Origin of the sequence: Streptomyces swartbergensis, from assembly GCF_002148965.1 — a bacterium.
Lineage (GTDB): Bacteria > Actinomycetota > Actinomycetes > Streptomycetales > Streptomycetaceae > Streptomyces > Streptomyces swartbergensis.
The window spans coordinates 1-10,323 of the sequence record NZ_NGFN01000303.1; the positions used below are offsets into that span (position 1 = coordinate 1).

At 71.0% G+C, this 10,323-nt stretch carries 10 protein-coding genes and 1 pseudogene; 7 read left to right on the top strand and 4 right to left on the bottom strand.

What is annotated here, in order from left to right; all coding sequences use genetic code 11:
* Positions 1–113 precede the first annotated feature (113 nt).
* From CA983_RS33715 to CA983_RS33725, 3 genes and pseudogenes are all read left to right on the top strand, one after another.
* On the top strand, positions 114–1,145 hold the full coding sequence (locus CA983_RS33715; protein ID WP_086604582.1) for a rhamnogalacturonan acetylesterase: 1,032 nt from the start codon (positions 114–116) through the stop codon (positions 1,143–1,145).
* Between the two features lie 37 nt (positions 1,146–1,182).
* Positions 1,183–2,049, top strand: coding sequence for a GDSL-type esterase/lipase family protein (locus tag CA983_RS33720; RefSeq protein ID WP_086604583.1), 867 nt, complete (start codon positions 1,183–1,185; stop codon positions 2,047–2,049).
* Between the two features lie 84 nt (positions 2,050–2,133).
* A pseudogene (locus tag CA983_RS33725) lies at positions 2,134–2,509 on the top strand (VOC family protein).
* 57 nt (positions 2,510–2,566) lie between these two features.
* On the opposite strand, the gene CA983_RS33730 reads toward CA983_RS33725, so the two are convergent.
* From CA983_RS33730 to CA983_RS33740, 3 genes are all read right to left on the bottom strand, one after another.
* Positions 2,567–2,887 (bottom strand): ArsR/SmtB family transcription factor, encoded by a 321-nt coding sequence (locus CA983_RS33730; RefSeq protein WP_086604584.1) that lies wholly within the window; start codon positions 2,885–2,887, stop codon positions 2,567–2,569.
* Between the two features lie 296 nt (positions 2,888–3,183).
* Complete coding sequence (locus CA983_RS33735; protein WP_086604585.1) at positions 3,184–3,558, bottom strand: TraR/DksA family transcriptional regulator; 375 nt, start codon at positions 3,556–3,558, stop codon at positions 3,184–3,186.
* Between the two features lie 45 nt (positions 3,559–3,603).
* Positions 3,604–3,930: a TraR/DksA family transcriptional regulator gene (locus CA983_RS33740; protein WP_086604586.1), complete on the bottom strand. Its 327-nt coding sequence runs from the start codon at positions 3,928–3,930 to the stop codon at positions 3,604–3,606.
* Between the two features lie 296 nt (positions 3,931–4,226).
* Between CA983_RS33740 and CA983_RS33745 the strand changes: the two genes are divergently transcribed.
* From CA983_RS33745 to secD, 3 genes are all read left to right on the top strand, one after another.
* On the top strand, positions 4,227–5,180 hold the full coding sequence (locus tag CA983_RS33745; protein ID WP_086604587.1) for a HAMP domain-containing sensor histidine kinase: 954 nt from the start codon (positions 4,227–4,229) through the stop codon (positions 5,178–5,180).
* Positions 5,181–5,182: 2 nt separating this feature from the next.
* Positions 5,183–5,866, top strand: coding sequence for a response regulator (locus CA983_RS33750; protein WP_059414152.1), 684 nt, complete (start codon positions 5,183–5,185; stop codon positions 5,864–5,866).
* A gap of 783 nt (positions 5,867–6,649) precedes the next feature.
* On the top strand, positions 6,650–8,905 hold the full coding sequence (gene secD / locus CA983_RS33755) for a protein translocase subunit SecD (protein ID WP_086604588.1): 2,256 nt from the start codon (positions 6,650–6,652) through the stop codon (positions 8,903–8,905).
* A 79-nt stretch (positions 8,906–8,984) separates the two neighbouring features.
* Here the strand turns inward: secD and CA983_RS33760 are convergent, their stop codons facing one another.
* Positions 8,985–9,422: a DoxX family membrane protein gene (locus CA983_RS33760; protein ID WP_086604589.1), complete on the bottom strand. Its 438-nt coding sequence runs from the start codon at positions 9,420–9,422 to the stop codon at positions 8,985–8,987.
* Positions 9,423–9,508: 86 nt separating this feature from the next.
* Here CA983_RS33760 and CA983_RS33765 point away from each other — a divergent pair, with 86 nt between their 5' ends.
* Complete coding sequence (locus tag CA983_RS33765) at positions 9,509–10,222, top strand: helix-turn-helix transcriptional regulator (RefSeq protein ID WP_086604590.1); 714 nt, start codon at positions 9,509–9,511, stop codon at positions 10,220–10,222.
* The last annotated feature ends 101 nt before the right edge of the window (positions 10,223–10,323 follow it).

Below are 10,323 nucleotides of genomic sequence, written 5' to 3' on the forward strand. Positions count from 1 at the left end.
CCGCCCCCCACAACCCGCTGCCCGTCGGCCGCGACGCCCCATGCATGGTCGGCGGGCGGAGAGGAGCGACCAGCATGTCGATCATGCCTCATGGACGGCTTCACTCAGCAACGGTGGGCCTGCTGACCCTGGCGGCGTTGGCCGGCGCAGGCGCGGCCGACACCGCGGGCGCCGCGCCGCAGGCTCTGCCGGCCGGTTGTTCCGGCACCTCACCGATCACCTGTCGTTACGGAGTCGCGCCGGGCCACTACGACGTGACGGTCTCCATCGGCGGTGCCACCGCCGGGCAGACCGAGATGTGGGCCGAGGCCCGGCGTCTGATGCTTCCGGCCACGAGAACGGCGGCCGGGGCCGTCGTCACGTACTCGTTCACCATCAACGTGCGCCAGCCGGAGGGGCAGCCGACCGGCCAGGGCGGCACCGGGAACCCCGGTCTGGACATCCGCTTCACGGGATCCAGCCCGCAGGTCTCGGCCGTCTCGGTGAAGCCGGCGTCCCAGCCGCTGGCCGCTTATCTGGCCGGCGACTCCACCGTGTGCGACCAGCCGGTCGCCCCGTACACCGGATGGGGCCAGATGATCACGCCGGCCGTGCGGCCCGGCGCGGCCATCGCCAACTATGCGGATTCCGGGGAGAGTTCAGGAAGTTTCCTGAGCAACTCGACGCTCTTCCCGGCGCTGCTGGCGAAGGTGAAGGCGAACGACCCGGTGTTCATTCAGTTCGGCCACAACGACAAGCAGACCAGCGCGGCGGCCTACCGGAACAATCTCACGACCATGATCTCGCGGGTCCGCGCCAAGGGCGGCGTCCCGGTCCTGGTGACACCACCGGTCCGCCGGCTGTTCGACGGCAACCGGCTCACGCCCACGGCACTGCACGTCAACGGCGTCGGCGCGAACCTGCCCGCCGAGATGCGTGCGGTCGGTGCGGCGCAGGGGGTGCCGGTGATCGACCTGACCGCCAAGAGCAAGGCGCTGGTGGAGTCCCTCGGCCCGTCAGCCTCCACACAGCTCTTCCTGCGCTCCTCCGTCGACGGCGTCACGGACAACACCCACTTCTCGCAGTACGGCGCGACCCGGATCGGCGAGCTGGTGCTCCAGAGCATCAGGGAACAGAACCTGCCCCTGCACGGCAATCTGCGCTGACCGGCAGCTCGGCGGCGCCTTTCCCTGGGGGAACCCGATGAACAGATTCCGCGTACTGCTCACCACCGCACTGCTGATCGCCTTGTCGGGCCTCGGACTTCGTGCCGCCTCGGCGGCCGACAGCACCGCGGGGCACTGTGTGGGCGCCTCCGGTGCCGCGGCCCCGGCCGTGCGTGCGGCGGCCGCACCGGTCACCGTGTGGCTGGCCGGTGACTCCACCATGGCCAACCCGAGCGGCGGCCGTTGCCCGGTCGGCTGGGGCAGCCAGTTCGACGCCCTGTTCAACGGTGACGTGACCGTCAGGAATCAGGCTGTGGGAGGCCGCAGCATCCAGACCTGGCTGTACGAGGGGAATGTGAGCGGTACGAAGGGTTCGGACGGCGAGTGCCGTCTCACGTCCAGTACCTACTCGTCACGCTGGCAGGGGATGCTGAACGCGAGCACCGGGATGAAGGCGGGCGACTACCTCTTCATCCAGTTCGGCATCAACGACTCCTCCTCGACCTGCCCCCGGCACGTCGGCCCGGCCCGGTACCAGCAGCTGATGACCATGATGGTGAAGGCCGCCCTGGCCCGCGGAGCCCACCCGGTGCTGCTCACCCCGGTGGCCGCCATCACCTGTTCCGGATCCACGGCGACCAAGAACCGCGGCTTCGTCAACGAGACCTTCGCCGCCGGATCCGCCGCCGGAGCGCCGGTCGTCGACCTTCAGACGCTGAGTGTCTCGCTCTACAACAGCCTGCGCTTCTGCCCGCACAACGGGGACTTCGGGTCGGGTCCCGTCGGAGCCTTCTTCTGCGACGACCGCACCCACTTCGATACCTACGGCGCGCAGCGGATCGCCGCCCTCGTCGCCGGTGACGTGCGCCGCCAGAACCTTCCGCTCGCCGCGTATCTCAAGTAGCGCCGACGGCCCAGTGTTGTCTCGTGGCGCACGACGAGCACAACTCGGTGGCGTCCGGAATGGAAGTGAGAAAGGCTCGGGCGCATGGTTTCGGTACTGCAGAACGTTGCGATCCACTGTGTGGATGCCTACGCGCTGGCCCGGTTCTGGAGCAGGGTGACTGGCCGTCCGCTGCATCCGGAGGACAAGCCGGGTGCCCGGGAGACCCAGGTGCTGCTGGCGGAGGGCCCGGTGCTGTACTTCAACCAGGTGCCCGAGTCCAAGAAGATCAAGAACCGGATCCATCTGTGCCTGCGCCCCGAGACCTCGCGTGAGCAGGAGGTGGAACGGCTGCTGGGCCTCGGTGCCACGTTCGTCGCGGATCACCGCAGTCCCGATGGCGGCAGTCCTTGCCGACCCCGAGGGCAACGAGTTCTGCGTGCTTCGCAGCGAGTCCGACCGAGCCGCCTCCTCCGCCTAGCGAGGCACGCGCAAGCCCCGCTCACCGGCAGTGGACAGCGCTTCAGGCCAGTACAGGTCAATACACCTGGTCCGCAGCTATGACGGCCTGGATGAGGCCCGGGAATCTGCGGTCCAAGTCCTCCTTGCGGAGGCGCATGTACAGCCCATTCCCGGCGTCGCGCTGGTACACGAGCCCTGCTTCGCGCAGTACTCGCCAGTGACGGGTGCGACTGGACTTGCTCACCGGCAGGTCGAAGGAAGCGCACAGCCGCTCTTCGTCCGGCCGTTCGGCCAGTTCGGCCACGACCCGACGCCGGTTCCCATCAGCCAGTGCCAGAAGGATGGGCCCCACCTCCAACTCCTCGGCACGAGGGTGGGCCAACTCGCCTGCCGCCATCACTCCGCCCCTCGACAAGGTACGTCTCGTTGCGTACCTTACCCAGAGGTACGCGACTGGGCGTACCTTACCGCTGTCGGGGGAGCCATGTCTGCGCCTGCATCTCTACGTCGCCGAGTTCTGTCGCGCGTCCGCTCGGCACTGCGCAAGCTACTGCTCAGCGAGCACTCTCCCTTCATGACCCTCTGACCCGGAGTGATGGGTGAGTGGACGCAGGGCGCGCCCCCACCGACCAGGAGGATGCCGACCTGCACGGCGTCGGCGGTCAGCGGGGGCGGGCAGGTGGTGCGTGCCGGTCATGGGATCGCCTCCTTGACCTGCTGGCAGCGGGCGCAGTAGCGGGCCTGCGGCACGATCATCAGCCGTTGCCGGTCGACGGGGCGCCGGCACAGGTGGCAGATGCCGTAAGAGCCCTCCTTCATGCGGGTCAGGGCCGCTTCGACGTCGGCGAGCACCATGCGGGCGGAGGCGGCGAGCTTAATGCGGACCTCCATCTGCGCGGCGGTCTGCCGCTGGAGCCGGTCCTCCGCACGGGAGGTGGTGGGTCCGGCGAGCTGGCGCAGTTGCTCTTGGCGGAACAAGCGCTGCTCGTGCAGGTTCTCGCGCAGCGCGGCGAGGTCTTCGGCCGACAGGTGGGTCGTGCTCTCGCCGATGGTCTGGTCGGTCACCACGTCACCCCTTTGAGGCAGGGCGTAGGAGGTCGGTACGGGCGTCGGTCAGGCGGCGCGGCGCTGGCAGGCGACGCAGTAGCGGGTGTAGGGGAGGATCTCCAGGCGTTCCGGGGGGACGGGTTTGGCGCAGCCCAGACAGGTTCCGTAGGTGCCGTCCTCGATGCGGGCGAACGCCGCCTCGATCTCTTTGAGGACCCGCTCCATCGCGGTCTTCTGGACGGCCGACAGGTTGTCCTCCGTGCTGGGTCCGGTCTCGTCGAGGGCCTGCAACTGCGCCAGCCGTGAGGTGCGGGCGTGTTCCAGGCGCTGACGGGCCTCGTGGAGACGGGCCTCGTGAAAGTGGAGCTCGGCCCCGGTGACATCGAGCGACATGGTCGGTCCCTTTCTCGGCCAGGGTGATGGGGTGTCTTCCACCCTGGCCGGGCAGGTGGCGGATACCTATCGGGCGCGAGGCTCATTTACGCCGGGTCGGGGGACCCATGGGACCGTGCTGTGGGTGGTGCTCGACCGGGGAAATGGGGGCTGGGCCCCATCGACGGGGCGCTCGGGGACGGGGCAGGCTGGCCGCAGGATCGGTCCAGCACCCAGGGATCGTGAACGCGGTCGGGCCGCGCGCGGCCCGATGACGGAGGTGAACCGAGGTTTTCCGGAAGAGAGGCGGAGGGCCGGTGTCCCTGTTCTGGCGGATCTTCGCCCTCAACGCCGTGGTGCTGGGCACGGCCACGGCCCTGTTGCTGTGGGCGCCCGTGACCGTCTCCGTGCCGGTTCTGCTCACCGAGGCGATCATCCTCGTCGGAGGACTGGTCGTCATGCTGGTCGCCAACGCCGCGCTGCTGCGGCTCGGCCTGGCCCCGCTGGGCCGGCTCACGAAGCTGATGACCACGGTGGACCTGCTGCGTCCGGGCCAGCGCCTGCCCGCTTCCGGCGGCGGCGAGGTCACCGAGGTGATCCGTACATTCAACGCCATGCTGGAGCGGTTGGAGCACGAAAGGGCCACCAGCAGTGCCCGCGCCCTGCTGGCCCAGGAGGCCGAACGTCGTCGCATCGCCCAGGAGCTCCACGACGAGGTCGGCCAGAGCATGACCGCGATCCTGCTGGAACTCAAGCGCGCCTCGGACGAGGCACCGCCGGCGCTGCGCGAGCAGTTGCACGACGTGCAGGAGATCACCCGGGAGAGCCTCGACGAGGTCCGCCGCCTGGCGCGCAGGCTCCGGCCCGGAGTGCTGGACGACCTGGGCCTGGTCAGCGCGCTGACCTCGCTCACCGAGGACTTCGCCACCCACACCGGGTTGCAGGTCACCCGCCGTTTCGATGCCGACCTGCCGGTCCTGGAGCCGGGGACGGAACTGGTCCTCTACCGCGTCGCCCAGGAGTCGATGACCAACGTCGCCCGGCACGCGGACGCCACACAGGTCACCGTCGCCCTGCGTCACACCGACGACCACGTGGTGCTGGCCGTCACCGACGACGGCTGCGGCGTCGAGGCCCCCAGGGAAGGCGCCGGCATCCGCGGCATGCGCGAGCGGGCCCTGCTCATCGGCGGCAGCCTCGACATCACCCCGGCACCCGACACCGGCACCCGGGTCCAGCTCACCGCGCCCGTATCCAGGAAGCAGCCCTGACCATGCCCGAAGCGACCACGACCGCCACGACGGGGACGAGCACGATCCGCATCCTGCTCGCCGACGACCATGCGCTGGTGCGCCGCGGCGTGCGGCTCATCCTCGACCGGGAACCGGACCTGGAAGTGGTCGCCGAGGCCGGGGACGGCGCCGAGGCCATCGAGATGGCCCGCGCCCGCGAAGTCGACCTCGCCGTGCTGGACATCGCCATGCCGCGTCTGACCGGCCTGCAGGCCGCCCGTGAACTGGCCGCCCTCAAGCCGGGCCTGCGGATCATGATGCTGACGATGCACGACAACGAGCAGTACTTCTTCCAGGCCCTGAAGGCCGGCGCGAACGGGTACGTACTGAAGTCCGTCGCCGACCGGGACCTGATCGCCGCCTGCCGGGCCGCGATGCGGGACGAGCCCTTCCTGTATCCGGGCGCGGTCACCGCCCTGATCCGCAACTACCTCGACCGGGCCCGCCACGGCGAGGAGACGCCCGACCAGATCCTCACCCCCCGCGAGGAGGAGGTCCTCAAGCTGGTGGCCGAGGGGCACTCGTCCAAGGAGATCGCCGACCTGCTGTTCATCAGCGTCAAGACCGTCCAGCGGCACCGCGCCAACCTGCTGCAGAAGCTCGGGCTGCGTGACCGCCTGGAACTCACCCGGTACGCCATCCGCGCCGGCCTGATCGAAGCCTGAACCGTACGCCCGCACCGCAGCACACGCCGATGAAAGGGGGACGGTGCATGCACCGCACTGCGCGCACCGTCCCCGGTACCGGCAGCGCCCGGCGCCGCGTCGCGGTACTGGCGGCCGTCGTGCTGGTGTTGCTGGCCGCGCTCGGCATCGCCGGCCCGCCGCCCGGTGCGACGGGCAAGCCGGTGGCCGGCGCGGTGGCAGGGGCCGACCGTCACGGGGACACCGGGCCGCGTGCCGGCGGTGGATGCGGCACCGTTTGTGCCGATGGGCCGCGTGCCGGCGGTGGATGCGGCACCGTTTGTGCCGATGGGCCGCGTGCCGGCGGTGGATGCGGCACCGTCTGTGCCGACGGGCCGCGTGCCGACGACGGGTGCGACTCCGTCTGTGTCAACGGGCCAGACACCGATGGGCCACGCGCCGACGATGGATGCGACTCCGTCTGTGTCAACGGGCCAGACGCCAATGGGCCACGCGCCGACGACGGATGCGGCACCGTCTGCTCCGTCCGGGCGGCAACCCGCCCGGAGTCGCAGTCGCACAGCGAGCATCCCGCCCCGCGCGGTCACCTTGCCGCCTGCGCCCCCGGCACGGACGCCACCCCGCCCGGCGTCGCGCGGCTGCTCCCGGCGCCGGCCGTGCACATCCCCTCCTCGGATCCTCACGCACCCCATGACCGTGGGCGAGCGCCCCCGACGACCTCCGGCATCTGACACCCCCTTTCCCTCTCCTCGACAGCACCTCGGCCACGCCGCGTGGCCGAGGTGCGCCTGCCGGAGGCCCCTGTTGAACCGTTCCGTGCGCGTGAGGGCGCTGCTCGCCCTCGCCGTGATCGCCCTCTCCCTGTACATCGCCGTCACCGTGCCGGTCCGCCTCGGACTCGACCTGCGCGGCGGTACGCAACTCGTGCTGCAAACCCGCTCCACCCCGACCACCGACGCCGACAGTGAGGCCACCGACCGCACCCTGGAGGTGCTGCGCGGCCGTATCGACGGGCTCGGCGTCGCCGAACCCACCCTCGTCCGCTCCGGCGACAACCGGATCATCGTCGAACTGCCCGGTGTGCAGGACCCGAAGCGGGCGGCCGACGTCCTGGGCCGTACCGCGCAGCTCACCTTCCACCCGGTGCTCGGCATCGCCGACAGCACCGACGACGCCTCCCGGCCGCTGCCGAAGCGCCCCCGGGAACATGTCCTGCCCGACGAGTCCGGCACGCCGCTGCGCCTCGGTGCCGCGGCCCTGACCGGCGAGGACGTCAAGGAGGCCGCCGCCCGGTTCGACCAGCAGGGCGGCGCCGGATGGCACGTCACCGTCGACTTCGAGGGCGACGGCCGGAACGGCTGGGCCCGGCTGACCGGCGAGGCCGCCTGTCACCCGGCGGGCGACCCGGCGCGGCGGGTGGCCATCGTCCTCGACGACAAGGTCATCTCCTCTCCGCAGGTCGACCCGTCCGTCGCCTGCCGGACCGGCATCCGCGACGGCGCCACACAGATCACGGGCTCCTTCGGCCCGGAGGAGGCCCGCGAACTCTCCCTGCTCGTCAACGGCGGGGCCCTGCCCGTTCCCGTCGAGACCGTGGAGCAGCGCACCGTCGGCCCGACCCTCGGGGCGCAGGCCATCACCGCGAGCGCCTGGGCGGCGGCCATCGGCACCGCGCTGACCTCGCTGTTCATCATCGGCGTCTACCGGCTGATGGGTGTGCTGGCCGCTGTCGGCCTGGCCTGCTACGGCCTCGTCTCGTACGCCGCGCTGGCCGCGCTCGGCGCCACCCTGACCCTGCCGGGCCTGGCCGGTTTCGTCCTGGCGATCGGCATGGCCGTGGACGCCAATGTGCTGGTCTTCGAACGGGCCCGCGAGGAGTACACGGCCCGCCGCCGGCCCAGTACACGCTCGGCGCTGGCGGCCGGATTCCGCAACGCCTTCAGCGCGATCGCCGACTCCAACATCACCACGCTGATCGCGGCCGGCCTGCTGTCCTTCCTCGCCTCCGGGCCGGTGCGGGGCTTCGGCGTCACCCTGGGCATCGGTGTGCTCGCCTCCATGTTCAGCGCCCTGGTGATCACCCGCGTGCTCGCCGAGGTCGCCGTGAGCCGTCCCCGGGTACGCCGCCGCCCGCGCCTCACCGGCATCGCCACCACCGGTGCCGTCCGCGACCGCCTCACCCGCCGCGACCCCCGGCTGATGCGCAGGCCACGTCACTGGATGGCCGTGTCGGCCGCCGCGCTGGTCCTGGCCGGCTCGGGCATCGCGGTGCGCGGCATCGACCTCGGTGTGGAGTTCACCGGTGGCCGCCTGATCGAGTACGCCACCGCCGGCCCCGTCGAACCCGACCGGGTCCGCACCGCCCTCGCCGACGCCGGATTCCCCCGGGCCGTCGTGCAGTCCTCCGGCGAAACCGGCCTGACGGTGCGCACGGATCCGCTGACCAACGCCGAGGAGACCGAGGTCACCGGTACCGTGCGGGATCTCGCGGGGCGGGCGGACAAGGTCCGCGACGAACTGATCGGGCCCAGCCTGGGCGAGGAACTGCGCCGGGGCGCCCTGATCGCGCTCGCCGTGGCCCTCGGCGCCCAGTTCGTCTACCTCGCGGCACGCTTCCGGTGGGTGTTCGGCACGGCTGCGGTCGTCGCCCTCGCCCACGACGTGGTGATCCTCGTCGGCGTCTTCGCCTGGCTCGGCAGGCCCGTCGACGGGGTGTTCCTGGCGGCCCTGCTCACCGTCATCGGCTACTCGGTCAACGACTCGGTGGTCCTCTTCGACCGCGTCAGGGAACTCACCCACCAGACCCCCGGGGTCCCGCTGCCGGACATCACCGACCAGGCCATCGTGCAGACCCTGCCCCGGACCGTGAACACCGGCATCGGTGCCGCGTTCATCCTCACCGCTCTCGCCGTGCTCGGCGGTTCCTCGCTCACCGACTTCGCCCTGGCCCTGCTCATCGGCCTCGTGGTCGGTACGTACTCCTCCGTCCTCACCGCCGCCCCCGTCGCGATCCGGCTCCACGACCGCACGCCATCCCGGCAGCCGTCCGGGCGCACCTGACCCGGCCGGGGATCGGGCGCGGGTGAGGCGGGTGAGCCGGACGACGGCTCACCCGCCTTCCCCCGTGCGCGCCACCGTGTCAGTGCGGCCGGCGTTCGCCGTGGTAGCGCCGGGCGAGCCGGGCGAGGGCGACCGCGCCGAGCAGGAGGCCGAAGTCGCGCAGCGCGATGTCGTAGTACCCCGGGATGGTCAGCAGGTTGACGATGATGCCGGCCAGCCATCCGGCCACCAGCCAGCCCCCGAAGCGCGGGGCGAGAGCGACGGCGAGGCCGGCGACGATCTCGACGACGCCGACGGCGTACATGGCCGCCTGGGCGCTGCCGGGCACCACGTCGTCGATCCACGGCGCGAGGTAGGCGGGCCAGTCCACGAGCAGGTTGGCGAACTTGTCCAGCCCGAACAGGATCGGCGCCACGGTGAACCCGACGCGCAGGATGGCGAACGCCTGGTAGCCGGGGTCGCTGAGCACGGCCCGCCGGGGCGCGACGGACGGGGTGGTTTTGGTTGCGGACGTCATGACGCACCGTTCCTTCTATCGACAACTCTCACTATCGATAGAAGCGCGGAAGGCTTCTTTAGTCAATGGCTGTGGGTTTTACACTGGTGTTCGTGGACCACCCGAAAGAAGCACCGAAGGAAGCACCCCGCCCGGACGTCTCCGCCGTCGCCGCCCTCGACGAGCCGACCCGCAGGCGGCTGTACGACCACGTCGTGCGCCAGCCAGGACCGGTCAGCCGGGACGAAGCCGCCGCCGCTCTCGGACTTGCGCGCCAGACCGCGGCCTTCCACCTGGACCGGCTGGCCGGCGAATCACTCCTCGACGTCGTCTACGAACGGCGCAGCGGCCGCACCGGCCCGGGAGCGGGCAGGCCGGCCAAGCTCTACAAGCGCTCCGCCAAGCAGGTCACCGTCAGCCTGCCCGAGCGGCACTACGAGCTGGCCGGACGGCTCCTCGCCCAGGCCATGGAGGAATCCGAGGCCACGGGCGAACCGGTCCGCGCCGTCCTGCACCGGAAGGCCCACCACCTCGGCGCCCAGCTCGCCGGGAAGGGCGGCACAGGCGTGTTCGACCTTCTGGAGCGGTACGGGTTCGAGCCTCGCCATGACGGTGAAGCGATCGCGCTGGGCAACTGCCCCTTCCACGCGCTCGCCCGCGAACACACCCAGACGGTGTGCGGCATGAACCTCCACCTGCTCACCGGCGTCCTCGAAGGGCTCGACGACAGCAGTCTCCACGCCTGCCTGGCGCCCAGCCCCGGCCACTGCTGTGTCCGCCTGGAGCCGGCTTCCTCCTCACCGGCGACCGCGAGTTCCTGACGCACCAGTCGTCGCCCCCAGCCCCCCTTTCCCGTCACACAAGAGGTACGTCATGGATTTCGCCGGATCGATCAACGACCACGCATCGCGCACCGCCGACC

Bases quoted from the DNA above. Each gene is read 5' to 3' on its own strand.
- CA983_RS33730 (WP_086604584.1), bottom strand. From the start codon at position 2,887: ATGGCGGCAGGCGAGTTGGCCCACCCTCGTGCCGAGGAGTTGGAGGTG.
- CA983_RS33750 (WP_059414152.1), top strand. From the start codon at position 5,183: ATGCCCGAAGCGACCACGACCGCCACGACGGGGACGAGCACGATCCGC.
- CA983_RS33760 (WP_086604589.1), bottom strand. From the start codon at position 9,422: ATGACGTCCGCAACCAAAACCACCCCGTCCGTCGCGCCCCGGCGGGCC.
- CA983_RS33740 (WP_086604586.1), bottom strand. From the start codon at position 3,930: ATGTCGCTCGATGTCACCGGGGCCGAGCTCCACTTTCACGAGGCCCGT.
- CA983_RS33720 (WP_086604583.1), top strand. From the start codon at position 1,183: ATGAACAGATTCCGCGTACTGCTCACCACCGCACTGCTGATCGCCTTG.